General features: G+C 67.4%; 36 protein-coding genes. All 36 read right to left on the bottom strand.

Annotated elements, in window-relative coordinates:
• Window positions 1-16: 16 nt before the first annotated feature.
• The 36 genes from KA248_09265 to rplL all read right to left on the bottom strand — a co-directional run bounded on the left by KA248_09265 (window position 17) and on the right by rplL (window position 26,723).
• On the bottom strand, window positions 17-1,036 hold the full coding sequence (locus KA248_09265) for a DNA-directed RNA polymerase subunit alpha (protein ID MBP7830091.1): 1,020 nt from the start codon (window positions 1,034-1,036) through the stop codon (window positions 17-19).
• A gap of 55 nt (window positions 1,037-1,091) precedes the next feature.
• The gene (gene rpsD, locus KA248_09260; GenBank protein ID MBP7830090.1) at window positions 1,092-1,718 is read right to left on the bottom strand and encodes a 30S ribosomal protein S4; all 627 of its coding nucleotides are present in this window, start codon (window positions 1,716-1,718) and stop codon (window positions 1,092-1,094) included.
• Between the two features lie 28 nt (window positions 1,719-1,746).
• Window positions 1,747-2,247 carry a 30S ribosomal protein S11 gene (rpsK, locus tag KA248_09255; GenBank protein ID MBP7830089.1) on the bottom strand — a complete coding sequence of 167 codons (501 nt, stop codon included), beginning with the start codon at window positions 2,245-2,247 and terminating at the stop codon, window positions 1,747-1,749.
• Between the two features lie 20 nt (window positions 2,248-2,267).
• A complete protein-coding gene (gene rpsM / locus KA248_09250; GenBank protein ID MBP7830088.1) occupies window positions 2,268-2,669 on the bottom strand; it encodes a 30S ribosomal protein S13 in 402 nt (133 codons plus the stop codon).
• A gap of 11 nt (window positions 2,670-2,680) precedes the next feature.
• The gene (gene rpmJ, locus KA248_09245; protein MBP7830087.1) at window positions 2,681-2,794 is read right to left on the bottom strand and encodes a 50S ribosomal protein L36; all 114 of its coding nucleotides are present in this window, start codon (window positions 2,792-2,794) and stop codon (window positions 2,681-2,683) included.
• The gene (infA, locus tag KA248_09240) at window positions 2,791-3,018 is read right to left on the bottom strand and encodes a translation initiation factor IF-1 (GenBank protein MBP7830086.1); all 228 of its coding nucleotides are present in this window, start codon (window positions 3,016-3,018) and stop codon (window positions 2,791-2,793) included. The genes rpmJ and infA overlap by 4 nt, the downstream gene beginning before the upstream one ends.
• Window positions 3,000-3,755 carry a type I methionyl aminopeptidase gene (gene map / locus KA248_09235; protein MBP7830085.1) on the bottom strand — a complete coding sequence of 252 codons (756 nt, stop codon included), beginning with the start codon at window positions 3,753-3,755 and terminating at the stop codon, window positions 3,000-3,002. Before map ends, infA begins: the two co-directional genes overlap by 19 nt.
• Window positions 3,752-4,414, bottom strand: a complete 663-nt coding sequence (locus tag KA248_09230) for an adenylate kinase (protein MBP7830084.1) — start codon at window positions 4,412-4,414, stop codon at window positions 3,752-3,754. The genes map and KA248_09230 overlap by 4 nt, the downstream gene beginning before the upstream one ends.
• Window positions 4,415-4,423: 9 nt before the next feature.
• A complete protein-coding gene (secY, locus tag KA248_09225; GenBank protein ID MBP7830083.1) occupies window positions 4,424-5,773 on the bottom strand; it encodes a preprotein translocase subunit SecY in 1,350 nt (449 codons plus the stop codon).
• Between the two features lie 15 nt (window positions 5,774-5,788).
• A complete protein-coding gene (gene rplO, locus KA248_09220) occupies window positions 5,789-6,241 on the bottom strand; it encodes a 50S ribosomal protein L15 (protein ID MBP7830082.1) in 453 nt (150 codons plus the stop codon).
• A gap of 2 nt (window positions 6,242-6,243) precedes the next feature.
• The gene (gene rpsE / locus KA248_09215) at window positions 6,244-6,705 is read right to left on the bottom strand and encodes a 30S ribosomal protein S5 (GenBank protein ID MBP7830081.1); all 462 of its coding nucleotides are present in this window, start codon (window positions 6,703-6,705) and stop codon (window positions 6,244-6,246) included.
• Between the two features lie 56 nt (window positions 6,706-6,761).
• Window positions 6,762-7,127: a 50S ribosomal protein L18 gene (locus KA248_09210; GenBank protein MBP7830080.1), complete on the bottom strand. Its 366-nt coding sequence runs from the start codon at window positions 7,125-7,127 to the stop codon at window positions 6,762-6,764.
• A gap of 5 nt (window positions 7,128-7,132) precedes the next feature.
• Window positions 7,133-7,666: a 50S ribosomal protein L6 gene (gene rplF / locus KA248_09205; GenBank protein ID MBP7830079.1), complete on the bottom strand. Its 534-nt coding sequence runs from the start codon at window positions 7,664-7,666 to the stop codon at window positions 7,133-7,135.
• Between the two features lie 16 nt (window positions 7,667-7,682).
• Window positions 7,683-8,081: a 30S ribosomal protein S8 gene (gene rpsH, locus KA248_09200; protein ID MBP7830078.1), complete on the bottom strand. Its 399-nt coding sequence runs from the start codon at window positions 8,079-8,081 to the stop codon at window positions 7,683-7,685.
• Between the two features lie 25 nt (window positions 8,082-8,106).
• Window positions 8,107-8,292 (bottom strand): type Z 30S ribosomal protein S14, encoded by a 186-nt coding sequence (locus KA248_09195; GenBank protein ID MBP7830077.1) that lies wholly within the window; start codon window positions 8,290-8,292, stop codon window positions 8,107-8,109.
• Window positions 8,285-8,848 carry a 50S ribosomal protein L5 gene (gene rplE, locus KA248_09190; GenBank protein MBP7830076.1) on the bottom strand — a complete coding sequence of 188 codons (564 nt, stop codon included), beginning with the start codon at window positions 8,846-8,848 and terminating at the stop codon, window positions 8,285-8,287. The genes KA248_09195 and rplE overlap by 8 nt, the downstream gene beginning before the upstream one ends.
• Window positions 8,849-8,869: 21 nt before the next feature.
• A complete protein-coding gene (gene rplX / locus KA248_09185) occupies window positions 8,870-9,133 on the bottom strand; it encodes a 50S ribosomal protein L24 (GenBank protein MBP7830075.1) in 264 nt (87 codons plus the stop codon).
• 26 nt (window positions 9,134-9,159) lie between these two features.
• Complete coding sequence (gene rplN / locus KA248_09180) at window positions 9,160-9,525, bottom strand: 50S ribosomal protein L14 (protein MBP7830074.1); 366 nt, start codon at window positions 9,523-9,525, stop codon at window positions 9,160-9,162.
• Entirely contained in the window at window positions 9,522-9,812 is a 291-nt protein-coding gene (rpsQ, locus tag KA248_09175; protein ID MBP7830073.1) for a 30S ribosomal protein S17, read from the bottom strand. Before rpsQ ends, rplN begins: the two co-directional genes overlap by 4 nt.
• A gap of 2 nt (window positions 9,813-9,814) precedes the next feature.
• Window positions 9,815-10,012 (bottom strand): 50S ribosomal protein L29, encoded by a 198-nt coding sequence (gene rpmC / locus KA248_09170; GenBank protein ID MBP7830072.1) that lies wholly within the window; start codon window positions 10,010-10,012, stop codon window positions 9,815-9,817.
• Between the two features lie 19 nt (window positions 10,013-10,031).
• A complete protein-coding gene (gene rplP / locus KA248_09165; GenBank protein MBP7830071.1) occupies window positions 10,032-10,445 on the bottom strand; it encodes a 50S ribosomal protein L16 in 414 nt (137 codons plus the stop codon).
• Entirely contained in the window at window positions 10,429-11,091 is a 663-nt protein-coding gene (rpsC, locus tag KA248_09160) for a 30S ribosomal protein S3 (protein ID MBP7830070.1), read from the bottom strand. The genes rplP and rpsC overlap by 17 nt, the downstream gene beginning before the upstream one ends.
• Window positions 11,092-11,120: 29 nt before the next feature.
• Window positions 11,121-11,468 carry a 50S ribosomal protein L22 gene (gene rplV / locus KA248_09155; GenBank protein ID MBP7830069.1) on the bottom strand — a complete coding sequence of 116 codons (348 nt, stop codon included), beginning with the start codon at window positions 11,466-11,468 and terminating at the stop codon, window positions 11,121-11,123.
• A 6-nt stretch (window positions 11,469-11,474) separates the two neighbouring features.
• The gene (locus KA248_09150) at window positions 11,475-11,993 is read right to left on the bottom strand and encodes a hypothetical protein (protein MBP7830068.1); all 519 of its coding nucleotides are present in this window, start codon (window positions 11,991-11,993) and stop codon (window positions 11,475-11,477) included.
• Between the two features lie 132 nt (window positions 11,994-12,125).
• A complete protein-coding gene (gene rpsS, locus KA248_09145) occupies window positions 12,126-12,410 on the bottom strand; it encodes a 30S ribosomal protein S19 (protein MBP7830067.1) in 285 nt (94 codons plus the stop codon).
• A 2-nt stretch (window positions 12,411-12,412) separates the two neighbouring features.
• Window positions 12,413-13,237, bottom strand: a complete 825-nt coding sequence (gene rplB, locus KA248_09140; protein MBP7830066.1) for a 50S ribosomal protein L2 — start codon at window positions 13,235-13,237, stop codon at window positions 12,413-12,415.
• Between the two features lie 13 nt (window positions 13,238-13,250).
• Window positions 13,251-13,535, bottom strand: a complete 285-nt coding sequence (gene rplW / locus KA248_09135; protein MBP7830065.1) for a 50S ribosomal protein L23 — start codon at window positions 13,533-13,535, stop codon at window positions 13,251-13,253.
• Window positions 13,532-14,176 carry a 50S ribosomal protein L4 gene (gene rplD, locus KA248_09130; protein ID MBP7830064.1) on the bottom strand — a complete coding sequence of 215 codons (645 nt, stop codon included), beginning with the start codon at window positions 14,174-14,176 and terminating at the stop codon, window positions 13,532-13,534. The genes rplW and rplD overlap by 4 nt, the downstream gene beginning before the upstream one ends.
• Window positions 14,173-14,862 (bottom strand): 50S ribosomal protein L3, encoded by a 690-nt coding sequence (gene rplC, locus KA248_09125; GenBank protein ID MBP7830063.1) that lies wholly within the window; start codon window positions 14,860-14,862, stop codon window positions 14,173-14,175. The genes rplD and rplC overlap by 4 nt, the downstream gene beginning before the upstream one ends.
• A gap of 8 nt (window positions 14,863-14,870) precedes the next feature.
• A complete protein-coding gene (gene rpsJ / locus KA248_09120; protein ID MBP7830062.1) occupies window positions 14,871-15,179 on the bottom strand; it encodes a 30S ribosomal protein S10 in 309 nt (102 codons plus the stop codon).
• Window positions 15,180-15,186: 7 nt separating this feature from the next.
• A complete protein-coding gene (fusA, locus tag KA248_09115; protein ID MBP7830061.1) occupies window positions 15,187-17,316 on the bottom strand; it encodes an elongation factor G in 2,130 nt (709 codons plus the stop codon).
• Window positions 17,317-17,337: 21 nt separating this feature from the next.
• Window positions 17,338-17,808: a 30S ribosomal protein S7 gene (rpsG, locus tag KA248_09110; GenBank protein MBP7830060.1), complete on the bottom strand. Its 471-nt coding sequence runs from the start codon at window positions 17,806-17,808 to the stop codon at window positions 17,338-17,340.
• 11 nt (window positions 17,809-17,819) lie between these two features.
• The gene (rpsL, locus tag KA248_09105; GenBank protein MBP7830059.1) at window positions 17,820-18,194 is read right to left on the bottom strand and encodes a 30S ribosomal protein S12; all 375 of its coding nucleotides are present in this window, start codon (window positions 18,192-18,194) and stop codon (window positions 17,820-17,822) included.
• Window positions 18,195-18,267: 73 nt separating this feature from the next.
• On the bottom strand, window positions 18,268-22,443 hold the full coding sequence (gene rpoC, locus KA248_09100) for a DNA-directed RNA polymerase subunit beta' (GenBank protein MBP7830058.1): 4,176 nt from the start codon (window positions 22,441-22,443) through the stop codon (window positions 18,268-18,270).
• A gap of 27 nt (window positions 22,444-22,470) precedes the next feature.
• Window positions 22,471-26,217 (bottom strand): DNA-directed RNA polymerase subunit beta, encoded by a 3,747-nt coding sequence (gene rpoB, locus KA248_09095; protein MBP7830057.1) that lies wholly within the window; start codon window positions 26,215-26,217, stop codon window positions 22,471-22,473.
• Window positions 26,218-26,297: 80 nt separating this feature from the next.
• Window positions 26,298-26,723 carry a 50S ribosomal protein L7/L12 gene (gene rplL, locus KA248_09090; protein ID MBP7830056.1) on the bottom strand — a complete coding sequence of 142 codons (426 nt, stop codon included), beginning with the start codon at window positions 26,721-26,723 and terminating at the stop codon, window positions 26,298-26,300.
• Window positions 26,724-26,747: the final 24 nt, after the last annotated feature.

Genomic DNA, 26,747 nt, shown 5'->3' with positions numbered 1-26,747 from the left:
TCCTTCCCGGCGGCCGTTACTCGGCCGGTTCCTGGGGTTCGATTTCCAAGGGCTTGAGCACATCCGCGTCGAAGGACATGCCGAGCGACAGGCCCATTTCGCTCAACTTCTGCTTGATCTCGTTCAGCGACTTGCGGCCGAAGTTGCGGTACTTGAGCATCTCGGCCTCGCTCTTCTGCGCCAACTGGCCGACCGTCGTGATGTTGGCGTTGTTCAGGCAGTTCGCCGCGCGCACGCTCAACTCGATCTCGTTGACGCTGATGTTCAGGCGGCGGCGCAATTCCTCGCGCTCCGGGTTGATCTCGGGCACGGCCTCGGCGATCTCGATCTCCTCGTGCTCGGCGCTGACGAAGACATCGAGGTGGTGCCGCAGGAGGGCGGCGGACACGGCCAGCGCCTCGTCGGGCGTCTGGCGGCCGTCCGTCCAGACCTCCAGGATCAGGCGGTCATAATCCGTGCGCCGGCCGACGCGGGTGTTCTCGACCGTGTACTTGACGCGGCGGACGGGCGAGAAGAGGGAGTCGATCGGGATCAGGCCGATTTCCTGCTCGTCCTTCTTGTTCCACTCGGCGGGGCAGTAGCCGCGGCCGATCTTGATTTCCAGCTCGGCCTCGAACTTGCCGTCCTTGTCCAGGGTGGCGATCTTGTGGTCGGGATTGAGCACCTCGACCATGCTGTCCGCCTGGATGTCGCCGGCCTTGACCTCGCCGGGGCCCTTCACGCTGATCTTCAGCTTGCGGGGCGCGCGGGTGTACATCTTGAGGAGCACCTGCTTGAGGTTGAGGATGACGTCGGTGACGTCCTCGACCATGCCGGGCAGGGTGCTGAACTCGTGCTGGACGCCCTCGATCTTGATGGACGAGATGGCCGCGCCCTCGATCGAGGAAAGCAGCACGCGGCGGAGCGAATTCCCGAGCGTCCGGCCGTAGCCGGCTTCGAAGGGCTCCGCGATGAATTTGCCATAGTTGGGGACCGCCCCGGCGTCATCCTTGGCGATGCGCTTGGGCATTTCGAACCGGGCCAGACGTACGGGCATGACTTTCCTCCCAGGGCCGGGCGTTAGCCGGCCCGTATGGTGTTCACGGACCTGCTTACTTCGAGTACAACTCGACGATCAACTGCTCGCGGACCACGGGCGCGATCTCCTCGCGCGTCGGGACGTGCAGCACCTCGCCGCGCGCGTTGGCGCGGTCGAGGGCCAGCCAGCCGACGATGCCGCGGCCCTCCGCGACTTCCATGTGGCGGTTGGCATACTCGCGGCTCTGGGCGCGGTCGCGCACCTGCACGACATCGCCGGCCTTGAGTTGCATGGAAGGGATGTCCACCTTGTTCCCGTTGACCTGGATGTGGCCGTGACGGACGAACTGGCGGGCGGCGCGGCGCGACGGGGCGAAGCCCAGGCGGAACACGACGTTGTCGAGGCGGCACTCGAGCGACTGGAGCAGCGTCTCGCCGGTGACGCCGCGCTTGCGCAGCGCGCGCGTGAAGAACAGGTGGAACTGGCCCTCCTGCATGCCGTACATGCGGCGCAGGCGCTGCTTTTCGCGAAGCTGCACGCCGTAGTCGGACATCTTGCCGCGGCGCTGCCCGTGCATGCCGGGCGCCGGACGGCCCGTCTCGATGGGGCACTTGGCCATGAAACAACGGTCGCCCTTGAGGAAGAGCTTCATGCCCTCCCGGCGGCACATCCTGCAAACGGGTCCTGTATATCTGCCCATGAACTCTTCCTCGCTTTCTCGGGAAAACCTAGACGCGCCGCCGCTTGGGCGGCCGGCACCCGTTGTGCGGGACCGGCGTGATGTCCTTGATGACGGTGACGGTCAGCCCGGCGGACTGGATGGCGCGGATCGCCGACTCCCGGCCGGCGCCGGGGCCCTGGATCCGCACCTCGACCTCGTGCATCCCGAAGCCCACCGCCTGGCGGGCGGCTTCCTGGGCGACGACGGTGGCGGCGTAGGCGGTGCTCTTGCGCGAGCCCTTGAACCCGCAGCGGCCCGCCGTGCTCCAGCAGACCACGGCGCCCCGCATGTCGGTGATGGTGACCATCGTGTTGTTGAATGTCGCGCGGACATACACGATCCCGACCGGGACCGAGCGCTGGCCCTTGACGGCCTTCCGCTTGACGGGCTTGGCGGCGGCCTCCCCTTCCGCCGGCGCGGCGCCCTCGGCCGGGGCCGGGGCGGCTTCCGCCGGGACCGCTTCCGCGGCCGGCGCCTTGACTTCCTTCTGTTCTTTTTCCTCTGCCATACCCACCTCGCCCTTCAACATTATTTCTCTTCGGTCTTCACGGCGGACCGGGCGTCCTTGCCGCGGACGGCGCCGACCGTCTTGCGCGGGCCCTTGCGCGTCCGGGCATTGGTGCTGGTCCGCTGGCCGCGCACGGGAAGGCCCTTGCGGTGCCGCGAGCCGCGGTAGCTGCCGATGCCGATCAGCCGGCGGATGTTGGAGGCCACCTCGCGCCGCAGGTCGCCCTCCAGGGTGTAGCCCTGGAGCGCGTTGGACACAGCCGTGACCTGTTCGTCCGTCAGGGCGTCCGCCTTGGTGGCCGGATCGATCCCGGCCTGGGCCACCACCTGGCGCGCGCGGGCCGGACCGATCCCGTAGATGTACCGCAACGCAAATTCCACCCGCTTCTTGCCGGGTATCTCGATGCCGAGCACTCTGGGCATGGTTCCCTCCGTTAACCCTGGCGCTGCTTGTGGCGCGGGTTATTGCAGATGACGCGCACCACCCGTTTCCGGCGCACGACTTTGCACCGCTCGCAGATTCGCTTGACTGAACTTCGTACCTTCATCCGTTTTCCTCTTCCCTGAAAACCAGCCGTCCCCTCGACATGTCGCAGGGCGACATTTCCACGCGCACCCGGTCGCCCGGCTGCAGCGTTCCCGCGCGGCTTTTCCCGGCCCGGTCCGCGTAGGCCACCAGGCCGTGCCCGTTGGCCAGTTCGACCCGGAAAACCGCGTTGGTTATCACAGAAACCACCCTCGCGTCCAGCCGAATTATTTCGGGCCCAGCCACGTCAGCACCTCGGCCGCCCCTTCCCCGACCGCGATCGTGTGCTCGAAGTGCACCGACAGGCTCCGGTCCCGCGTTCGCACCGTCCACCCGTCGCCGAGGACTTCCACCTCGTGCCCGCCGCGGTTGATCATCGGCTCGATCGCCAGCGTCATCCCCGGCTTCAGCCTCGGGCCGCGCCCGGGCGGCCCGAAGTTGGGGATCTGGGGATCCTCGTGCATCGAACGGCCGACGCCGTGCCCCACGAAATCCCGCACCACGCTGTACCCGGCCTCGCGGGCCGTGGACTCGATGGCATGCGAGACGTCCGACAGCCGGCCGCCGGCGACGGCCTTGCCGATCGCCGCCTCCAGCGCCCGGCGCCCCGTGCTGACGAGGCGCACGACCTCGGGATCGCTGACGCCGACCATCACCGTCGTGGCGTTGTCGCCGACGTACCCCTCGTACACCACGCCGACGTCCAGGCTGACGATGTCGCCCACCTGGATCCGCCGCGGGCCGGGCACGCCGTGCACGACTTCGTCGTTGATCGAAATACACGTCTGTCCGGGGTATCCCCGGTATCCAAAGAACGCGCTGCGCCCGCCGCGCCGGGCCATCAGCTCCCGGGCCAGATCGTCCAGCTCCTTCGTGGTCACCCCCGGCGCGACCCGGCGGGCCAGTTCCCCGAGCACCTCGGCGGCCATGCGGCCGCTCACCCGCATCCGGGCCAGGTCCTCTGGGGTCTTGATGACGATCATGTCCCGGCCGCCGGCTTCCGCAGAACGTCCAGGATCTCTGCCTGGACCACTTCCCGGTTTCGGCCGGCGTTGATCCTGACCAGCACGCCCTTTTTCTCGTAGTACTCGATCAGGCTTTCCGTCTGCTTTCGAAAGACCTCGAGGCGGTTGAGCACGGTCTCCTCCGAGTCGTCCGCCCGCTGGTAGAGTTCGCCGCCGCACGCGTCGCAGACGCCGGCGACGCGCGGCGGGATGTTGCGCACGTGGAAGACCGCGCCGCAGCTGCGGCAGATTCGGCGGCCCGCCAGGCGGTCCACCAGGATCTCCCGGGGCACGTCCAGCAGGAACACGAAGCGCACGGCCGTGCCGTGCTCCGCGAGGACCTGGTCCAGCATCCGGGCCTGCTCGGGCGTCCGCGGGAAACCGTCGAACAGATATCGGGCGTCCTTCGACCCGGCGTCGAGCCGCTCGGTGACGATGCGGATGATGACCGCGTCGGGGACGAGTTCGCCCTTCTCCATGTAGGACCGGGCCTCGAGCCCCACGGGCCGGCCGGCCTTGACCGCGGCGCGGAGCATGTCCCCCGTGGAGACGTGCTCGTAGCCGGCCCCGGTCTTCACGACGTCGGCCAGCGTGCCCTTGCCCGCGCCCGGGGCGCCGAGGAATATGATGGCTTCCATGGATTCCGCCTATCCCCGCCTCGAATGCAGGCGGCCTTTCTTGAGGAATCCGTCGTAGTGGCGGGTGATCAGGTGCGCCTCGACCTGGCGCATCGTGTCCAGCATCACGCCGACGATGATCAGCATGCTGGTCCCGCCGAAGAAGGAGGAGACGATCCAGGGGATGTTGAACTGCTGGGCCATGATGCTCGGCAGCACGGCGATGACGGTCAGGAAGATCGCGCCCGCGAGGGTGATGCGGGTCATGGTCCGGTCCAGAAACTCGGCGGTCGGCCGGCCGGGCCGGATGCCGGGGACGTAGCCTCCGTACTTCTTGAGGTCGTCGGCGATCTGGATCGGGTTGAACTGGGTCGCGACCCAGAAGTAGGAGAAGAAGAGGATCATCAGGGCGTAGAGGACGTTGTAGAGCGCGCCGCCGACCTGCAGCGCGTAGGCGAGCCGCTGGAAGAAATCCATCTTGATCATGCCGAAGAGCTTGGACGGGAACATCAGGATCGCCTGCGCGAAGATGATGGGCATGACGCCGGAGTAGTTGACGCGCAGGGGCATGTACGTGCTCTGCCCGCCGTAGACCTTGCGGCCGATGACGCGCTTGGCGTACTGGACCGGGATCTTCCGCTGGGCCTGCGTGACCGCGATGACGCCGGCGATGACCAGCAGGAACATCGCCAGCATGCCGACGAGGTGGAACAGGCCGAACTGGGCCACGCCGTCCACCGGCTTGAACATCGCCATCCCGGCCTGGACCGCGCCGGGCAGGCGGCTGGTGATGCTGATGGTGATGATGAGGGAAATCCCGTTGCCGATCCCGCGCTCGGTGATCTGCTCGCCGAGCCACATCAGCAGCATCGTGCCCGAGGTCATCGTGAGGACCGCGAGGAGCCGGAACTTCAGGCCCGGGATGATGACGATCTGGCGGTTGATCCCCAGCCCCTCGGGATGCTCCAGCGCCACGGCCATCGCGTAGCCCTGGACGATGCAGAGCGCGACGGTCAGCAGGCGCGAGTACTGGTTGATCTTCTGCCGGCCCGCGTCGCCCTCGCGCGCCAGGCGCTCGAGGGACGGGACGACGGCGGTCATGAGCTGCATGATGATCGACGCGCTGATGTTGGGCATGATGCCCAGCGCCCCGATGGCGACGTTCTCCAGCGCGCCGCCGCTGAACAGGTCGAACAGCCCGACGAATCCCCCGCCCGCGGAGGCCCGGACCCCGGCGATGAACTCCCGCAGCGCCACGGCATCCACGCCCGGCGTGGGGATCATGGCGAGGATGCGCACGACGAAGATCAGGCCGAGGGTATAGAAGATCCGGGTCCGGAGGTCCGGGATCTTGAGGCTGTTGACGAAGGCGGAGAACATGGGGATTTCCTGGCGTTATTGGAAGGGGACGATTTCGCAGGTGCCGCCGGCGGCCTCGATGCGCGCCCGGGCGGTCGCGCTGAAGGCCTGGGCTTTCACGGAGAGCTTCCGGGCCAGTTCGCCCGTGCCGAGCACCTTGATCCCGCGCACGCCGGGGCCCCGGTGAGCCAGGCGGGCCTTGACCAGGGCGTCCGCGTCGACCACGGCGCCTTCCTCGAAGCGCCCGAGGGCGGCGAGATTGACGGCGATGTAGCGGTCCTTGCTCCCCGTGAAGCCGCGCTTCGGCATTCGCCGGACCAGGCGCATCTGGCCGCCTTCGAAGGTCGGCTTGCGCTTGTGGCCCGTGCGGGACATCTGGCCCTTGTGGCCCTTGCCGGAGGTCTTGCCCTTGCCGGACGACCGGCCGCGGCCGACGCGGAGCCGGCGGTGCCGGGCGCCCGGCGTGTTGGAGAGGTTCGAGAGGGTCAGACTCATGACACGCCTTCCATCTGGCGCAGCGCGGCCGCCTCCTCGCGGGTGCGGAGTTGCTGCAGACCGTTCACGGTGGCCTTGATAACGTTGAGGGGATTGGTCGCGCCGAGGGACTTGGCGAGCACGTCCCGGATGCCCGAGAGCTCCAGGATGGCCCGGACGCCGCCGCCGGCGATGACGCCCGTGCCCGGCGAGGCGGGGCGCAGCATCACGCGCGAGGCGCCCATCCGGCCGACCACGGCGTGGGGAATGCTCTTGTCCTTCATGGTCACGGGGAACATGCCGCGGCGGGCCGATTCGGTGGCCTTGCGGATGGCGTCCGCCACCTCGTTGGCCTTGCCGAGCGCGTAGCCCACGTGGCCCTTGCGGTCGCCGACGACGACCAGCGCGCTGAAACTGAAACGGCGCCCGCCCTTGACGACCTTGGCGCAGCGGTTGACGTTCACCACCCGCTCCTCCATGTCCGAGGGCTCTCTGACTTCGTGCCTGGCTGGCTTTCTCACGCGCTGTGCTCCTTTCAGAACTTCAATCCGGCGGCGCGCGCGGCGTCGGCCAAGGCCTTCACGCGCCCCTTGTAGGCAAACCCGCCGCGGTCGAACACCACGGTCTCGATCCCCTTCTCGCGGGCCGCCTTGCCGGCATACGCGCCCAGCTCCTTGGCGGCGGCGACCGTATTCTTGCCCTTGACGAGATCCCGGATGGCGGGGGTCAGGGTCGAGAAGGCCGCGAGGATACGCGCCCGGGCATCGTCCACGAACTGCACGCGCATGTGCTTGTTGGAGACATGCATGCACAGGCGGGGGCGCTCGGCCGTCCCGCTGACCTTCCGGCGCACCCGCAGGTGCCGCCGGACCACGTAATCGGTCCTGGATTTCAATTTCATGATGATTATGCCACCGTCTTGCCCACTTTGCGCCGCACGTACTCGCCCTTCAGGCGCACGCCCTTGCCCTTGTAGGGCTCCGGCGGGTAGAAGGAGCGCAGCCGCGCGCTGACGTCGCCCACGAGATGCTTGTCGGCCCCGCTGACCACGATGTTCCCGTCCTCCATCTTCACGGTAATACCCTCGGGGATGGCGAACTCGATCGGGTGGGAGTAGCCCAGCGCCAGGACCAGCTTCCGGCCCTGCAGCGTCGCGCGGAAGCCAACGCCCTGGATCTCCAGCGTCTTGGAATAGCCGTCCTTGACGCCGCGCACCATGTTGGCGATCAGGCTCCGCGTGGTACCATAGACCGCGCTGCCCTGCTTGTCCTTCCGCTCGCAGGCCACCTCGACCCGGCCGTCCTTGACGGCCACCTGGATATACGGGACGCACTCCCAGGCCAATTCCCCCTTCGGTCCCTTCACGCGGACCGTCCGGCCCTCGACCGTCACGGTGACGCCCTGGGGGATGGCTACCGGCTGTTTTCCGATTCTGGACATGATCCAATCCTCGCTGTTACCAAACGTAGCAAAGCACTTCGCCGCCGAGCCGGTTCTGCCGCATCTCGCGGTCCGTCATCAGGCCCTTCGAGGTGCTGATGATGGCGATGCCCATGCCGCCGACGACGCGGGGCGGCTTGGTGAGGTCGGCGTACCGCCGGAGGCCCGGCTTGCTGATGCGGCGCAGGCCGCGGATCACCGGGGCGCGCCCGGCCGTGTACTTCAGGTACACGCGCAGCCGCTTCTTGCCGTCCTGCGCCTCGCTCACGAAGTCGGCGATGAAGCCCTCCTTCTTCAGGATGCGGGCGATCTCGCCCTTGAGCTTCGAGTGCGGCATCTCGGTCGTCGCGAGGCCGGCCCGGCCCGCGTTGCGGATGCGCGTCAGCATGTCGGAAATCGGATCAGATACGCTCATGGTCTTTTCTCTCTCCCGCCGGCCCCTACCAGCTCGCCTTCACGACGCCGGGGATCTTGCCCTCCAGCGCGAGTTCCCGGAAACAGATTCGGCACAGTTGAAACTTCCGCATGTAGGCGCGGGGCCGGCCGCACTTGCGGCAGCGGCGGACGGTCCGCGGGGCGAACTTCGGTTTCCGGTTCGCCTTGATGATGAGGGATTTCTTAGCCAACGCGTCCTTCCTTTCCCGCGGCCGCGCTCGCGAACGGCACGCCCAGGAGCTTGAGCAGCTCCTCGGCCTCGCCGTCCGTGGCCGCGCTGGTGACGATGGTGATATCCATACCCTGGGTGCGTTTCACGTGGTCCGCCGGGATCTCCGGGAAGAGCGTCTGCTCCTTCAGGCCCAGCGTGTAACTCCCCCGCCCGTCGAACGACCTCGGCACGCCGCGGAAGTCGCGGATGCGGGGCAGCACGGCGCCGATCAGGCGCTCGAGGAAGTCGAACATCATCGGCCCGCGCAGGGTGACCTTGGCCCCGATCGGCATCCCAGCGCGGAGCTTGAAGTTCGAAATGCTCTTCCGGGACTTCGTGATCACCGGCTTCTGGCCCGTGATCTTCGCCAGGTCCTCGGCGACGTGCTTGAGGACGTCCTTCTCCTCCGTGGCCTTGACGCTCATATTGACCACGATCTTGAGCAGCCGCGGCACCTGCATGGGGTTGCGGTATCCCCGCGACTCCCTCAAGGCCTTGACCACTTCCGTCTTGTAGCGTTCTCGCAAGCTCGACATGATGGATCCCCCGGCGGCGGGTTACTTCGCCTTTTTTTCCGGGCGGGCCGGCGCGCTCTTCGCCGCGGCGGCCTGCCGCTTGAGTTTCGACACGTGGATGGGCGCTTCCTTCCTGACGATCGCGCCCTTGGGATTGTCCTGGCTCTTGCGCAGGTGCTTGGTCACCAGGCGGACCCCCTCGACCAGCGCGGCCGCCTGCTTCGGGAGGACCTGGAGGACCTTCCCGGTCTTGCCGGCGTCCGATCCGGACAGGACCACGACCGTGTCGCCGCGATGGATGTGCATCTTGATTCGTTCCGGGCGCTTTTTCACTAGATGACCTCGGGTGCCAGGGAAATGATCTTCATGAAGTTCTTCTCGCGGAGCTCGCGGGCCACGGGGCCGAAGATGCGCGTGCCGCGCGGGTTCATCTGGTCGTCCACCAGGACCACGGCGTTGTGGTCGAAGCGGAGCAGCGTGCCGTCCGGCCGCCGGATGCCCTGCTTGGTGCGGACGATCAGCGCGCTATGGACCTCGCCCTTCTTCACCATGCCGACGGGCTGGGCCTCCTTGACGGCGACCTTGATCAGGTCGCCGATGTGGGCGTAGCGCTTGCGCTGGCCGAGCACGTGGATGCACTGCACCCGGCGCGCCCCGGTGTTGTCCGCCACGTCCAGGTTGGTTCGCATCGCGATCATGGGGCCGACTCCACGGGCGCCGCCGCCGCGCCGCGCCGCACGATCTCCATCAGGCGCCAGCGCTTGAGCTTGCTCAACGGCCGGATCTCCTGGATCCGGACCACGTCGCCCTTGTGCGCTTCGTTCTTCTCGTCGTGGGCATAGAACTTCGCGTGCTGCCGGATGACCTTGCCGTAGACGGGATGGTGGTACCGACGCTCCACCCGCACGACGATGGTCTTGTCCATCGCATCGCTCAAGACGACGCCCTCGCGTTCCTTCCGTACGCTCTGCCGTGTGCTTGCCATAATCACCTGCCCGCCTTCTGCCGTTGCCGCAGCAGGGTCAGCACCCGGGCGATGTCCCGCCGCAAGGTCTTCAGGCGCGAGGCCTTCTCCATCTGGCCCGTCGCCTGCTGGACGCGCAGGTTGAACAGCTCCTGCCGCGCTTCCTCCAGCCGCTGCTGCAATTCGTCGGCGGTCAATTCCTTCAGTTCGCTTGTCTTCATGCCGATTCCATCCCCGGCGTTACCGGCCGCGCCGGATAAACTGCGTGTAAATGGGGAGCTTCGTGGCGGCCAGCCGCAGCGCCTCCCGGGCCTGCTCCTCCGTGATGCCGTCCACCTCGAACAGCACCCGGCCCGGCTTGATCACGGCGACCCACTTGTCCACGGCCGCCTTGCCCTTGCCCATGCGGACTTCCAGGGGCTTCTTCGAGATCGGCTTGTCCGGAAAGACGCGGATCCACATCTTGCCGCGGCGCTTCAGCTCGCGGTTGATCGCCACGCGGCAGGCCTCCAGCTGGATCGCCGTCACCCACGCCCGCTCCAGGGCCTTGAGCCCGTACTCGCCGAACTCCAGCGTGTTCCCGGACTGCGCGAACCCGGAGCGGTTGCCGCGCTGCGCCTTGCGGTACTTCACCCTTTTAGGCATAAGCGGCATGGGTCTTCTCCTTCACCGTCTCTTCCTCTTCCTTCTTGCAGATCCAGACCTTGCAGCCGATCTTGCCCGTCACCGTGTGCGCCTCGGCGAACCCGTACTGGACGTTCGCGCGCAGCGTGTGGAGGGGCACCTTGCCCTCCTTGTACCACTCGCGCCGCGCCAGCTCGGCCCCGCCCAGGCGGCCGCTGACGTGCACCTTGATCCCCAGCACGCCCAGCTCGATCGCCATCTGCACGGCCCGCTTCAGCGCGCGGCGGAACGACACCCGGCGCTCCAGCTGCAGCGCGATGTTCTCGGCCACCAGCTGCGCGTTCGTGTCCGGGCTCTTGACCTCGCGGATCTCGACGTAGATCTCCTTCTTCGTCGCGTCCGCGATCGCCGCCCGCACCTGCTCGATCGCCTCGCCCTTGCGCCCGATGACGATGCCCGGCCGCGCCGTGTAGATGGTGATGCGCGCGCGGTTGGCGTAGCGCTCGATCAGCACCTCCGGCACGGCGGCGTCCTTCAGTTTCTTTTTGACCAGCTCGCGGATCAGAAGATCCTCGTGCAGCAGGTCGCCGAACTGGCGCTTCTCGGCATACCACCTCGAGCGCCAGTCCTTGTTGACGCTTACCCTGAACCCGATAGGATTTACTTTCTGACCCAAGACCGGTCTCCTTTCCAGCAAAAGCCGCGTTATTTTGCCGACGGATTTTCGTCCGTCAATACAATCCTGATGTGACTCATTCTCCGCAACACCGGGCTGACCATGCCTCGCGAGCGGGGCCAGAACCGCTTCATGGCGGGCCCCTGCTCCACCGCCGCGTCGCGGACGAACAGCTTCGTCGCGTCCAGCTTCGCGTTGTTCTGGGCGTTCGCGATGGCCGCTTTCAGCGTTTTCAGCATGAGGACCGCGCCCTTGCGCTGGCTGCCCGCCAGCGTCCGGACCGCCCGGTCCACGGGCTGGCCGCGGACGGCCCGCGCCAGATCCGCCGCCTTGCTCGCGCTGATCCTCGCGTATCTCGTTTTAGCTACAATATCCATGGCATCTCACCTCAAGCTCATTCCGGGCCGCGCCGGGATCACCCGGTCGCCCGCGGCGGGCTCCGTACGGTCCCGCCTCTCTTCCACCACCGCCCCGGCCACCCCGGCCCGGGCATCCACGACGACCAGCCGGGCCACCGGCCGGTCGTCCCGCAACACGTACATCCGCATCCCGTTCCGCAGCCCGCGCTGCGCGCCCCCGTCCAGGATCACCATCCGGAGTTCCGGGTCGGCCTTCAGGACCTTCCACTCGCCCGCCAGGTCGCCGGCCGCCGGCGGCTCCGCCGGGAACCCGACCTGGTCCAGCCGGGCGCGGTACCCATCCGCCTCGATCCGCACCGCCGCCAGCGCCTCCGCCAGCCGGCCCACCTGCTGCTCGAGCGTCGCCGCCTCGCGGCGCAAGGACTCGTTCTGCTCGGCCAGCGCGAGGGCCGCCAGCCGGGCCTCGCGGCTTTCCACGGTTTCCGCGGCGCTCGTGGCCGCGGGGCGGGGCCTTCGGGCCGGCACCGCCTTTTTCGTACTCAAAGAACAACTTCCGCACCGCCCCACCCACCATCCGCTCGCCCCGGCCAGCGCCGCGATCAGCAGTCCGCCCGCGATCCACGGCCCGGCGTCCCGGCCCGGCCCTCTGGCCTGACCCTCCAGGGTGCGCCTCGCCTACTTCAGCGCCACGGTCTTGTCGGTGGCCGCGCCGTGTTTACGGAATATCCGCGTGGGCGAAAACTCGCCCAGGCGGTGACCGACCATGTTTTCCGTCACGAAAACGTTCACGAACGTCTTGCCGTTGTGCACGGCAAACGTATGCCCCAGGAACTCCGGCATGATCATCGAGCGGCGCGACCAGGTCTTGATCGGCGTCTTCGCGCCGGACCGGTTCAGCAGGTCCACCTTCTTCAGCAGCCGGGGCTCCACGAACGGCCCTTTTTTCAGGGATCGCGACATGCTTATTTCCTCCGCTTGAGGATCATCCGGCTCGACACGCGCCGGGGGTTCCGGGTCTTCTTGCCCTTGGTCAACTCGCCCCACGGCGTGACGGGATGCCCGCCGCCGGAGGTCCGGCCCTCGCCGCCGCCCATCGGGTGGTCCACCGGGTTCATCGCCACGCCGCGCACGGTCGGGCGGATGCCCTTCCAGCGCTTGCGGCCGGCCTTGCCCAGCGAAACGCTCTCGTGGTCCAGGTTGCCGACCTGCCCGATGGTCGCCATGCAGCGGATCGGGATCTTCCGAATCTCGCCGGAAGGGAGACGGATATGGGCATACTCGCCTTCGCGGGCCATGATCTGGGCCGCCATGCCCGCCCCGCGCACCAGTTGCGCGCCGCGGCCGGGGACCATCTCGATGCAATGCACGGGCACGCCGAGCGGGATTTCGATCAGCGGCAGGGCGTTGCCGTCGAGGGGCTCGGCGCCCGGCCCCGAGACCACCGTGCGGCCGACGGCCAGGCCGAGCGGCGCCAGGATGTAGCGCTTCTCGCCGTCCTTGTAGTGCAGCAGGGCGATGCGGGCGGACCGGTTGGGGTCGTACTCGATCGCCACGACCTTGGCCGGGATGCCGGCCTTGTCGCGCAGGAAATCCACGTTCCGCAGGAACCGCTTGTGCCCGCCGCCGCGGTGCCGGATCGTGACCCGGCCGTGGCTGTTGCGCCCCGCGCTCGACTTGCGGAAGGAGCGCAGGGATTTCTCCGGCCGCTTCTTGGCCAGGTCGTCGCGGCTCAACAGCGACGTGAATCGCTCGCTGGGCGTGACCGGTTTGTGGGATTTCAGAGCCATGGGATCAATCCTTTCACGTGAATTCGATCTTGTCGCCCTCGCGGAGCGCCACGACCGCGCGCTTGGAGTCGGCGGTCCAGCCGTACTTCATCGTGCGCAGCCGCTTCTGCTTGCCGGATCGGTTCAGGGTGTTCACCCGGGTGACCTTGACCTTGAAGAGCTTCTCCACCGCCTGGCGGATCTCGATCTTGTTCGCGTCCCGGCTCACCTCGAAAAGGTACCGGTTGTCCTTCTCCTTCATGGCGGTGCCCTTCTCCGTCAGCAGCACCTTCCGGACGATCGTGCGCGGGTCCTTCATGACGCGTCTCCCAGCCGTTTCTGCATCCGTTGATCGATCAGCTCCAGGGCGGCGCGGGAGACCACCAGCAGGGGGGCCGCCAGGACCTCGTAGGTGTGCAGCGAGGCGGCGGTGGTCACGCCCACGCCCTCGATGTTGCGGGCGGCGCGGATCACGCTGGCGTCCGCGGCGTCGAGCACCAGCAGGGCGCCCCGTTTCGCCTTCAGCGCGTCGAGCATCGCCTGCACGTGGCGCGTCTTCGGCTCGGGCAGTTCGATACGCTCCAGGACCGCGACCTGCCCGGCCGCGGCCTTCTCGGCCACGGCCCGGCAGAACGCGAGCTGCGCGGCCTTCCGGGGCAGCTTCCGGGAGAAGTCCCGCGGGTGCGGACCGAACACGATGCCGCCACCGCGCCAGATGGGAGACCGGATCGAGCCCGCGCGGGCGCGGCCGGTGCCCTTCTGCTTGTAGGGCTTGGCGCCGCCGCCGGCGACCTCGCCGCGCTTCTTCGTGGAGGCTGTGCCGGCCCGGCGCGCCGCCAAATGCGCCGTCACCGCGTCGTGGACGGCCTGGCCGCCCTTGCCTTTCGGGAGCGCCTCGTCGGACAGGCTGACCTCGCCCACCCGCTCCCCCTTCATGGTGTAAAGAGGTAGTTTACTCATGATTTCTTAGCCGCCTTTTCCGCCTTTTCCGCCGCCTTCGCCGCCTTGGCCGCGAGCACCGCGCCCTTGACGGCCTTGCGCACGACCAGCAGGGCCCCCGCGGGGCCGGGCACCGCGCCGCGCACGAGCAACGCGTGGTCTTCCGGCCGCACCTGCACGACCTTGAGGTTCTGCACGGTCACCTGCACGTGGCCCATGTGGCCGGGCATGCGCTTGTTCTTGAAAATACGGGCGGGCCAGGTGCGGTTGCCGATGGCGCCGCTGCGCCGGTGCATCATGGACCCGTGCGCCGCGCCGCCGCCGACCATGCTGTGCCGCCGCACGACGCCCTGGAACCCCTTGCCCTTCGACATCCCCTCGACGTCCACGTGGGACACGCCGTCGAAGATCGAGACCGTCAGCGAGGCGCCGGGCGCAAGGTCCTCGCCCTCGTCCAGCGGGAACTCCCGCAGCACGCCGCTCGGCTCCTGGCCGGCCTTCTTGAAATGCCCCAGCTCGGGCTTCGTCAGGCGGGATTCCTTCTTCTTCTCGAATCCCATCTGCACGGCCTCGTAGCCGTCCTTGGCCTTCGTCTTGCGCTGCACCACGACGCAGGGCCCCACCTGGAGCACGGTCACGGGCACCTGGGCGCCCTGGTCGTCGAAGATTTCGGTCATTCCGATTTTTCTGGCGAGTAAGCCTTGCATGGTCGTTCTCAAATCTTGATGGTGATGTCCACGCCGGCCGGGAGGTTGAGCTTCTTCAGCTCGTCCACCGTCCGGGCCGTCGGGTCGATGATGTCCAGCAGCCGCTTGTGAGTCCGGATCTCGAACTGCTCCATGGATTTCTTATCCGCGTGGGGGCTGCGGTTTACACTGTAGCGCTCGATGCGCGTCGGCAGGGGAATCGGGCCGGCCACCCGCGCGCCCGTGCGCTTGGCGGTCTCGACGATGTCCCCCGCGGACTGGTCCAGCACCCTGTGGTCGAATCCCTTGAGTCGTATGCGTATGCGTTGTCCGCTCATGCTTGTCTCACCGGTTTAAGATACTTTTCTGCAGCGAATCCGGAACGGTCTCGAATTGATAAGGCTCCATCGAGCAGCTGGCGCGTCCCTTGGAAAGCGAACGCAGCGACGTGGTGTACCCGAACAGCTCCGCCAGCGGCACTTCGGCGCGGACGATCTGCACGCCCTCCCGCGCCTCCATCTCCCGCACCTGCCCGCGCCGGCTGTTGACGTCGCCGAGCACGTCGCCGAGGAATTCCTCGGGGGTGATGATCTCCATTTTCATGATGGGCTCCAACAGGGTCGGCTGGGCCTGCAGCGCGGCCTCGCGCAGCGCAAGGACCGACGCCGTCCGGTAGCCGACTTCGCTGGAATCCACGGGATGGAAACTGCCGCCCACCACGCGGACGCGCACGTCCGTCAGCGGGTAGTTGCCCACGACGCCCGTCAGGAGGCCGTCTTGCAGCCCCTGCTCCACCGCCTCGCGGAACGAGTTCGGGATGTCGTTGGCGGAAACTTCGAATTCAATCTCGTTGCCCGACGCCCGCTCGCGCGGCTCGAGCTCGATGACCACGTGCCCGTACTGGCCGTGCCCGCCGATCTCGCGCTGGAACAACTGCTCCGCGCGGGCGGCCGCCCGGATGGTCTCGCGGTACGCGACCATCGGCTTGCCGGCGTTGGCCTGCACCTTGAATTCGCGGAGCATCCGGTCGCGGATGATCTCGAGGTGCAGTTCGCCCATGCCCTTGATGATCGTCTGACCGGTCTCCGCGTCCGTCGCGACCTTGAACGTCGGGTCTTCCTCGGACAGCGAGGCCAGGGTCTCCGCCAGCTTCGCGCGGTCGGCCGCCGTGCGGGGCTCGATGGCCATGGCCATGACGGGCTCCGGGAACTCGATGCGCTCGAGGGCGATCGGTTTCTGCTCGGCGCAGAGGGTGTCGCCCGTCGTGATCTGCTTGATCGCCGCGACGCCGCCGATCTCGCCGGCGTACAGCGCCTCCACGTCCTCGCGGTGGTTGGCGTGCAGCAGGACGAGCCGCCCGAGCCGCTCGCGGGTGCGGGTGCGCGGGTTGAAGACGTTCTGGCCCTTCTTGAGCAGCCCCGAGTACACGCGCACGAAGGCCAGCCGGCCGACGTACGGGTCGGTGGCGATCTTGAAGGCCAGGGCGCTCAAGGGCACCAGGTCGCTGGTCTCGCGGGTCTCGGCCTCGTTCGAGCGCGGATGGTGCCCCTGGACGGCGGGCACATCGAGCGGGGAAGGCAGGTAGTCCACGACGGCGTCGAGCAGGGGCTGGATGCCACGGTTGCGGAGGGCGGCGCCGCCCAGGACGGGGACCAGCGCGCCCGCCAGGGTCGCGCGGCGGAGGCCGGCGCGGAGCGTCTCCGCGGGGACGTCCATGTTCTCCATGAACGCCCGCATGACCTCCTCGTCCTTGTCGGCGACGGCCTCGACGAGGGCCAGGCGCGCCTTCTCGGCGGCGGCGGCCAGTTCGGCCGGGATGTCGCACTCGACGACCCGGGCGCCGAGGGAATCGGCGTCGAAGTCCAGCGCGCGCATGCGGAGCAGGTCCACGAGCCCGCGGAACGACTCCTCGCGGCCCCAGGGGATCTGCACCGGGACGGCGGGCGCGGCCAGGCGCTCGCGCATCTGGCGCACCACGGCGTCGAAATCGGCGCCCGCGCGGTCAAGCTTGTTGACGAAGGCGAGCCGGGGCACGCCGAACTTCTGGGCCTGGTGCCAAACGGTCTCGGACTGGGGCTGGACGCCGCCGACGCCGCAGAAGACGCCGATGGCGCCGTCGAGCACCCGCAGCGAACGCTGCACCTCGACCGTGAAGTCGATGTGGCCCGGCGTGTCGAGGATGTTGACCTGGTGGTCTCGCCAGAAACAGGTCGTTGCGGCGCTGGTGATGGTGATCCCGCGCTCCTGCTCCTGGATCATCCAGTCCATCGTCGCCGTGCCCTCGTGCACCTCGCCCATCTTGTAGACGCGGCCGGTGTAGTAGAGCATGCGCTCGGTGACCGTGGTCTTGCCCGCGTCGATATGGGCGATGATGCCGATATTGCGGAGCAGCGGCAGGGAGCGGCGGCGGCCCGGCGCCTCGCGCCCGGCCTGCTGCTCCTTCCGCTCTCTGGACTGTTCGACCACGGTGCCCATGAACTTGTTGCCGATCCGTTTCTACCAGCGATAGTGCGCAAAGGCCTTGTTCGCCTGCGCCATCTTGTGCGTGTCGTCGCGCTTCTTGATCGCGTTGCCCTGGTTCTTGAACGCCTCGAGCACCTCGAGGGCCAGCGCGCGGTTCATCGCGACGCCCTTTCGCCCCTTCGAGAAATCGATGATCCAGCGGAGGGCCAGGCTGACCTGCCGGTCCGCGGCGACCTCGACCGGGACCTGGTAGGTCGCGCCGCCGACGCGGCGGGACTTGACCTCGAGCCGCGGCTTGACGTTGTCGATCGCCTGCGTGAAGACCGCCAGCGGGTCCTCGTTGCCGGCCGCGCGGATCTGCTCCAGCGCGTCATAGACGATCCGCTCCGCGGTGGACCGCTTGCCCCGCTCCATCAGGCTGTTGATGACCGTCGCCACGAGGAGGCTGCGATACCGGGGATCCGGCAGCGTCTTGCGTTTTTGTGCCCTTCGCCTTCTGGCCATGGTGTCGTCCCCTACTGTTTAGGTGTCTTGGCGCCGTACTTGGAACGGCCGCGCCGGCGGGTGTCCACGCCGAGACAATCCAGCGTGCCCCGGATGATATGGTACCGGACGCCCGGCAGGTCCTTCACGCGGCCGCCGCGCACCAGGACCATGCTGTGCTCCTGCAGATTGTGCCCGACGCCCGGGATGTACGCCGTGACTTCCTCGCCGTTGGTCAGGCGCACGCGGGCGACCTTGCGCAGCGCGGAGTTCGGCTTCTTGGGCGTCATGGTCTTCACGAGCAGGCAGACCCCGCGGCGCTGCGGGCATTCCCGCAGGGCCGGCGACTTGCTTTTGAACTTCGGGGGCCGCCGCCCTTTCTTCACCAACTGGTTGATCGTCGGCATACTTCCGTTTCCTTATTGGTCCGTGGACACGAGCGCGGCACGATAGCAGACGCGCGCGCGCCTGACAACTGAATCATGTCGCGTTCGTCGTCTCCGGCGTTTTCTTGGGCCCAAAAATATCCTCGCCCCGCCACTCCTCCACCGAGATCGGCTCGCCGAGCGGCACCAGCTTGAGCTGCCGGTACATCCCGAAGCCCGTGCCCGCGGGGATGACGTGGCCCATGATCACGTTCTCCTTGAACCCGCGGAGCGCGTCCACGCGGCCCAGCGTCGCGGCATCCGTCAGGACCCGGGTCGTGTCCTGGAACGACGCGGCGGAGATGAAGCTCTCGGTCTCGAGCGAGGCCTTGGTGATGCCCAACAGCACCGGCGACGCTTCCGCCGGGCGCTTGCCCTCGGCCACGGCCTTCTGGTTGACCTCCTGGAAGAGGTGCTTCTCCACCTGCTCGCCCCAGAGGAAATCGGTGTCGCCCGGCTCGGTGATGCGCACCTTGCGCAGCATCTGGCGGACGATGATCTCGATGTGCTTGTCGTTGATCTCGACGCCCTGCAGCCGGTAGACCTCCTGGACCTCGTTGACGAGGTATTCCTGGAGCTCCTGCGGGCCGCAGACCTCGAGCACCTCCTGCGGGACCACGGGACCTTCCGTCAACTGCTGCCCCTTCCGGACGTGGTCGCCCTGGAAGACCACGACGTGCTTGCCCATCGGGATCAGGTGCTCCTCCTGGTCGCCCGTCGCCGGGTCGCGCACGATCAGCTTGCGGCGGCCGCGGACCATGCCCGCGAACTCGACCAGCCCGTCGATCTTGGCGATCTCGGCGGCGTCCTTCGGGCGGCGCGCCTCGAACAGCTCGGCCACGCGCGGCAGGCCGCCGGTGATGTCCTTGGTGCGGACGACCTTCCGGGGCGTCTTGGCCAGCATGGCGCCGGCGACGACCTTGTCGCCCTTCTTGACCATCACGTGCGCGCCCGACGGGATGGAGTAGTAGCTCAAGACCTTCTCCCGGTTGTCCGGGTCGCGCAGCACGAGCTGCGGGTGGAGGTCTTCCTTGTGCTCCATGACCACGGTGCCCTCGAGCTTCGTGGACTCGTCCATCTCGCGGCGCACGGTGACGCCGTCGATGAAATCGTGGAAGTCCACGGTGCCCGTCTGCTCGGACAGGATGGGCACGCTGTAGGGGTCCCACTTGACGAAGCTCTGGCCCTTCTTCACGGACCCGCCGTCCGCGACGGCGATGACGGCGCCGATGACGGCGTTGTAGCGCTCCAACTCGCGGCCCTCGTGGTTGTAGACGCTGACCGCGCCGTTCTTGTTGAGCACGATGAAGCTGCCGTCCAGCGCCTGCACCGTGCGCAGGTCGTTGTAGCGGATCACGCCGTCGTGCTTCGCGATCAACTGGGGCTGCTTGAACACCGAGCTCGCGCTGCCGCCGATGTGGAAGGTCCGCATCGTCAGCTGCGTGCCGGGCTCGCCGATCGACTGCGCGGCGATGATGCCGGCGGCCTCGCCGAGCGCGATGGACCGGCCGGTGGCCAGGTTGCGGCCGTAGCAGCGGGCGCAGATGCCCTGCCGCGACTCGCAGGTCAGCAGGCTGCGGATCTTGATCTTCTCCAGGCCCGCCTGGCCGATGATCTCGACCGCGCGCTCGTCGATCTCCTGCCCCGCGGCCACGACGATCTCGCCGTTGCGCGGGTCGCGCACGTCGTCCACGGCCGTCCGGCCGAGGATGCGGGCGGCCATCGGCACGAGTTCCTCGTCGCCCTCGTAAATCGAGGTGACCTCGATGCCGTTGAGCGTGTTGCAGTCCTGCTCGACGATGATCATGTCCTGCGCCACGTCCACCAGCTTGCGGGTCATGTAGCCCGAGTCGGCGGTCTTCAGGGCGGTGTCGGCCAGGCCCTTGCGCGCGCCGTGCGTGCTGATGAAGTACTCCAGCACGCTCAACCCCTCGCGGAAGTTGGACAGAATGGGCTGCTCCATGATTTCGCCGGAGGGCTTGGCCATCAGGCCGCGCATGCCGGCGAGCTGGCGGATCTGCTGGCGGTTGCCGCGCGCGCCGGAGTCCACCATCATGAACAGCGGGTTCACGTCGTTGCGGCCCTCGTTGAACTCGATGGCGCGGAACATGGCCGCGGACGTCTCGTCCGTGGCGTGGGTCCAGATGTCGACGATCTTGTTATAGCGCTCGCCGTCGGTAATGACGCCCTTGCGGTACTGCACCTCGACTTCCGCGATCTGCCGGTGCGCGCCCTCCACGATCTGCGCCTTCTCCTTCGGCACGATCATGTCTTCCATTCCGATGGAAATGCCCGCGAGCGTCGCGTGCTCGAAGCCGAGGGCCTTCAGGCGGTCCAGCACCCGGACGGTCTCCTCGTGGCCGGCGATCTGGTAGCAGCGCCAGATGAGCTCCTCCAGGCGCTTCTTGCCGACCGGGTTGTTATAGAAGCCCAGCGATTCCGGCCAGACCTCGTTGAAGAACACGCGGCCGACGGTGGTCGTGATGACCGAGACCTTCGCGTTGCCGTAGCGCGTCTCGCGGCGGCAGTCCGGGTTCCGGAAACGGATGCGGTCGTGGATCCGCACGGCCTTCTCGTCGTAGGCCGTGTGCACTTCCATGACGTCGTTGAACAGGGGCAGGTGCTCGACCTCGCCGGTCGGCGCGGCGCGGCGGGCGCGCAGGCGGTCCTGCTGCGACTCGATCGTCAGGTAGTAGCAGCCCAGCGTGATGTCCTGGGTCGGCGTCGTGATCGGCTTTCCGCTGGACGGCGAGAAGATGTTGTTCGGCGCCAGCATGAGCAGGCGCGACTCGAGCTGCGCCTCGACGGAGAGCGGGACGTGCACGGCCATCTGGTCGCCGTCAAAGTCGGCGTTGTAGGCGGTGCAGACCAGCGGATGGATGCGGATGGCCTCGCCCTCGATCAGGACGGGCTCGAAGGACTGGATGGACAGCCGGTGCAGCGTCGGGGCGCGGTTCAGCATGACCGTGTGCCCGCGCGTCACCTCGTCCAGGATGTCCCACACCTGGTCCACCTCGCGCTCGATCATCTTCTTGGCGCTGCGGACCGTGTGGACGACGTTCATCTCCTTCAGGCGGCGGATGATGAACGGCTCGAACAACACCAGCGCCATTTTCTTCGGCAGGCCGCACTGGTGCAGACCGAGCTCGGGGCCGATGACGATCACCGAGCGGCCGGAATAGTCCACGCGCTTGCCGAGCAGGTTCTGGCGGAACCGGCCCTGCTTGCCGCGGAGCATGTCGGAGAGCGACTTCAGGGGGCGGTTGCCCGCGCCGGTAACGGCGCGGCCGTGCCGGCCGTTGTCAAACAGGGCGTCCACGGCCTCCTGCAGCATGCGCTTCTCGTTCCGAATGATGACGTCCGGCGTCTTGAGCTGGAGCAGGTTCTTCAACCGGTTGTTGCGGTTGATCACGCGGCGGTAGAGATCGTTGAGGTCCGAGGTCGCGAAGCGGCCGCCTTCCAGCGGAACCAGCGGCCGCAGGTCCGGCGGGATCACGGGCAGGACTTCCAGGATCATCCACTCGGGCCGCGTATGGTTGGCGCGGAAGGCCTCGAGGACCTTCATCCGCTTGGTCAGCTTCTTGCGGGTCTGCTTGCTGCGGGTGCCTTCCATCTCGGCGTCGAGCGCGTCCAGGGCCTCGTCGAGGTCCAGGCGCTTCATCAGGTCGCGGATACCCTCGGCGCCCATCTTGGCGACGAACGCGTCGCCGTACTTGTCCTGGGCCTCGCGGTACTCCATCTCGCTCAACAGCTGCTTTTCCTTGAGCGGGGTGTTGCCGGGGTCCACCACGATGTAGTCCTCGTAGTAGAGCACGCGCTCCAGCTCGCGGCCCGTGATGTCCAGCACCAGGCCCATGCGGCTCGGCGTGCATTTGAAGAACCAGATGTGCGAGACGGGCACGGCCAGCTCGATGTGCCCCATCCGTTCGCGGCGCACGCGCGCCTGGGCGACTTCGACGCCGCAGCGGTCGCAGATCACGCCCTTGTGCTTGATCCGCTTGAACTTGCCGCAGCTGCACTCCCAGTCCTTGCTGGGCCCGAAGATGCGCTCGCAAAACAGGCCGCCCTTCTCGGGCTTGAAGGTGCGGTAGTTGATGGTCTCCGGGTTCTTCACCTCGCCCTTGCTCCAGGAGCGGATGACCTCGGGGGAGGCCAGGTGAATCGTGGCGAAGTCAAACCCGGTGGACGTCTCCGGCCCCAGCAGGCCGCCGATGTTCGTGTTCTGAACCATGGGACTCCTTTGCTCGTCGCGCATTCGCTACTCCTGCTTCCGCTGGACCCGCACGTCGAGCACCAGACTCTGCATTTCCTTCATCAACACGTTAAAGGACTCCGGCATCCCCGCCTCGAGGGTGTTCTCGCCCTTGACGATGGACTCGTAGATCCGCGTCCGGCCGAGCACGTCATCGCTCTTGACCGTCAGCAGCTCCTGCAGCGCGTAGGCGGCGCCGTAGGCCTCCATCGCCCAGACTTCCATTTCGCCGAAGCGCTGGCCGCCGTACTGCGCCTTGCCGCCCAGCGGCTGCTGGGTGACCAGCGAGTACGGGCCGACCGCGCGGGCGTGGATCTTGTCGCTCACGAGATGGTGCAGCTTCATCATGTAGATGTTGCCGACCACGACGCGCTGGTCGAAGGGCTCGCCGGTCCGGCCGTCGTAGAGCACGGTCTTGCCGTCGGTCGGCAACCCCGCCTCGTTGAGCATCTCGCGGACGCGCTTCTCGGGCACGCCGTCGAAGACCGGGGTCTCGACGTGGTAGCCGAGAAGCTGGCAGGCCCGCGCGAGGTGCGTCTCGAGCACCTGCCCCACGTTCATGCGGGAGGGCACGCCCAGCGGGTTGAGCACGATCTCCACGGGCGTCCCGTCCGGCAGGAACGGCATGTCCTCCTCGGGCACGATCCGGGCGATCACGCCCTTGTTGCCGTGCCGGCCGGCCATCTTGTCGCCCACGGACAGCTTCTTCTTGCTGGCCACGTAGACCTTGACCTGCTTGATGATCCCCGCGTCCAGGTCGTCCCCGCTCTCCAGCCGGTCCTGCGCCCGCTCCTGCTCCAGCTCGAGGTCGGAGAACTTGTGGCTGAACTCGTTGATGATGCTCTGGATCTTCTGCTGGATCGGGCTCGGGTCGATCTCGATGTGCTGGCTCGCCGCCGCCAGCTTGCGCAGCAGCGTCTTGGTGATCTTCCGGTTGGCCGGGATGATGACCTCCCCGGTCTCCATGTTCACGACGTCGAGCGGGATCTTCTCGCCCAGGAGGATGTTGCTCAAGGCCTCGGTCAGGTCCTCGGTCAGCTGCTGCTTCTTCTCCTTATACTCCTCCTGGATGCCCTTCATCTGCTTGCGGCGCTCGCCGGGCGTAAGCTTGGTCCGCTGGATCTCCTTGCGGGCCGAGACCTTGACGTCCATGACGATGCCGTAGGTGCCGCTCGGGACGGTCAGCGACGTGTCGCGCACGTCCGCGGCCTTCTCGCCGAAGATGGCGCGCAGCAGGCGCTCCTCCGGGGCCAGCTCGGTCTCGCTCTTGGGCGTGATCTTGCCGACCAGGATGTCGCCCGGCTTGACCTCGGCGCCGACGCGCACCACGCCGTCGTGGCCGAGGTTCTTCAGCGCCTCCTCGCCCACGTTCGGGATGTCGCGCGTGATTTCCTCGGGCCCGAGCTTGGTGTCGCGCGCCCCGCACTCGAACTCCTCGATGTGGATCGAGGTGAAGACGTCCTCGCGGACCAGCTTCTCGCTGATCAGGATGGCGTCCTCGAAATTGTAGCCGCACCACGGCATGAACCCGACCAGGACGTTGCGCCCCAGGGCCAGTTCGCCCTGGGCCGTCCCCGGCCCGTCCGCCAGCACGTCGCCCTTCTTGACCACCTGCCCGATCTCGACGATCGGCTTCTGGTTGACGCAGGTCCCGGCGTTGGACCGCATGAACTTGCGCAGGCCGTACTCCTGGTATTCGTCCTTCGGGGTCTTGCGCGTGGGCATCTCGCCGTCCTTCGAGACGACGATCTTCTCCGCGGAGACGTACGCCACCTTGCCGCGCTCGGTCGCCAGCAGCATGACGCGCGAGTCGCGCGCCACGCGCTCCTCGATCCCCGTGGCCACGTAGGGCCGCTCGGTGACCAGCAGCGGGACCGCCTGGCGCTGCATGTTGGAGCCCATCAGCGCGCGGTTGGCGTCGTCGTGCTCCAGGAACGGGATCAGGCCCGCCGCCACGCTGACGAGCTGCTTCGGCGAAACGTCCATGTAATGGATCTTCTCCGGCGGCACCTCGATGAACTCCCCCCGGTAGCGCACCGACACGGACTCCGCCGTGAAGCGGCCCCGGTCGTCCAGCGCCGCGTTGGCCTGGGCGATGATGAACGTCTCCTCCTGGTCCGCCGTCAGGTACTCCACCTGGTCGGTGACCCGGCCGCTGACGACCTTGCGGTAGGGGCTCTCAATGAACCCGAACTCGTTCACCCGGGCGTACATGCTCAAGGACGAGATCAGGCCGATGTTCGGCCCTTCCGGCGTCTCGATCGGGCAGATACGCCCGTAGTGGCTCGAATGCACGTCGCGGACCTCGAAGCCCGCGCGCTCGCGGCTCAAGCCGCCCGGCCCGAGGGCGCTCAAGCGCCGCTTGTGGGTCATCTCGGCCAGCGGGTTGGTCTGGTCCATGAACTGCGAGAGCTGGCTGCGCCCGAAGAAATCGCGGATCACCGCGGCCAGGGCCTTCGGGTTGATCAGCTTCTGCGGCGTCAGCTTCTCGGTCTGCGTGTCGAAGATCGTCATGCGCTCGCGGACCAGCCGCTCGGTGCGGGCCAGGCCCAGGCGGCACTGGTTCTCGATCAACTCGCCCACGGTCCGGACGCGCCGGCTGCCGAGGTGGTCGATGTCGTCCACCGTCCCCTCGCCCTTCTTCAGGTTGATGAGGTAGCGGATCGCGGCGAGGAGGTCTTCCTTCTCCAGGATGCGCGAGTCGCGGTCCTTGTCCATGCCGAGCTTCTGCTGCATCTTGTACCGCCCCACGCGGCCCAGGTCGTACCGGCGCGGGTCGAAGAAGATGCGCTTGATGAGCTGGCGGGCGTTGGACACGGTCGGGGGGTCGCCGGGGCGCAGCTTGTGGTAGATGTCCTTCAGCGCGTCCTCGTTGGAGCGCGTGCCGTCCTTCTGCACGCTCTTGAGGAAGACGCCCTCGTCCCAGGACACGTCCACCACGTCCACGCTCGTGAACCCGGCGGCCTTCATCTGGCGGACCAGGTCCTTGGTCACCGGCTCGTAGCGCCGGGCGAGGATGGTCTTCGAGTCCGCGTCGATGACGTCGTCGTGCACGACGCGGTTCGCGAGCGCGGCCTCGTCGGGCATCTCCTTGAGGGACAGCTTTTCGAAGGTGTAGAACAGGCCGAGCAACTCGTCGTCGGTGCCGTAGCCCAGGGCGCGCAGGAACGTCGTGGCCAGGAACTTGCGGCGCCGCTTCTTGCGGTCGAGGTAGATCTGCAGCAGGTCCGAGGTGTCGAACTGCACCTCGATCCACGAGCCGCGGTCCGGGATGATGCGGAACGAGTAGAGCACCGAGCCGTTCGGGTGGATCGTCTGCTCGAAGCAGATCCCCGGCGACCGGTGCAACTGGCTGACGACCACGCGCTCGGCGCCGTTGATGATGAACGTGCCGGGCTCGGTGATCAGCGGGACCTCGCCCATGTAGACGTCTTCCTCCCGCATCTCCTTGTTCTCGCGGAGGCGGAACGTCACGTAGAGGGGCGCGGAATACGACACCCCCTCCCGCAGACATTCCAGGGGGGACGTCTTCGGATCGGCGATCTCGTACTTCACGAACTCGATGGCGATCTGCCCGTCGTAGCTCTCGATCGGGAAGACCTCCTTGAACACCGCCTGCAAGCCCACGAGCTTGCGGCGGGTCGGCGGGACGTCCTTCTGGAGGAAGTCCCGGTACGAATTCGTCTGGATCTCGATCAGATCCGGGAGATCGATCACGCTGGCCAGCTTGCCGTATTTTATTCGTTCAGCCATGCCACACCTTCCGACACCGTGCGCCACGGGCCCGCCCCCGCGGACGGGCCCCTACAAGGGGGAAAACAACGCGAACGCGACTACTTGATTTCCACCTTGGCGCCGGCCGCTTCCAGCTGGGCCTTGATCTTGTCCGCCTCTTCCTTGGTCGCGCCTTCCTTGACCGGCTTCGGCGCGCCTTCCACCAGGTCCTTGGCTTCCTTCAGGCCGAGGGACGTGAGGGCGCGGACTTCCTTGATGACGGCGATCTTGTTCGTGCCGGCGCCGGCCAGCACCACGGTGAACTCCGTCTTCTCTTCCGCCGGGGCCGCCGCGGCGCCCGCCGCCGGGCCCGCCGCCACGGCCACGGGGGCCGCCGCCGACACGCCCAGGCGCTCCTCCAGCCCCTTCACGAGCTGGGACAGCTCGAGGACCGTGATACCCTCGATCCACTTCGCGAACTCCTCCGCCTTGCCTTCCAGTTTCACGCCCGTCTCCTTCGCTTGCTCGGTTGCCTGTTCTGACATGTTCGTTCTCCTTATATCCGTGGG

The organism is Kiritimatiellia bacterium (genome assembly GCA_018001225.1).
Taxonomy (GTDB): domain Bacteria; phylum Verrucomicrobiota; class Kiritimatiellia; order CAIQIC01; family JAGNIJ01; genus JAGNIJ01.
Note: the sequence above shows the minus strand (reverse complement) of the source record. Positions and strands in the feature narration are given on the sequence as shown.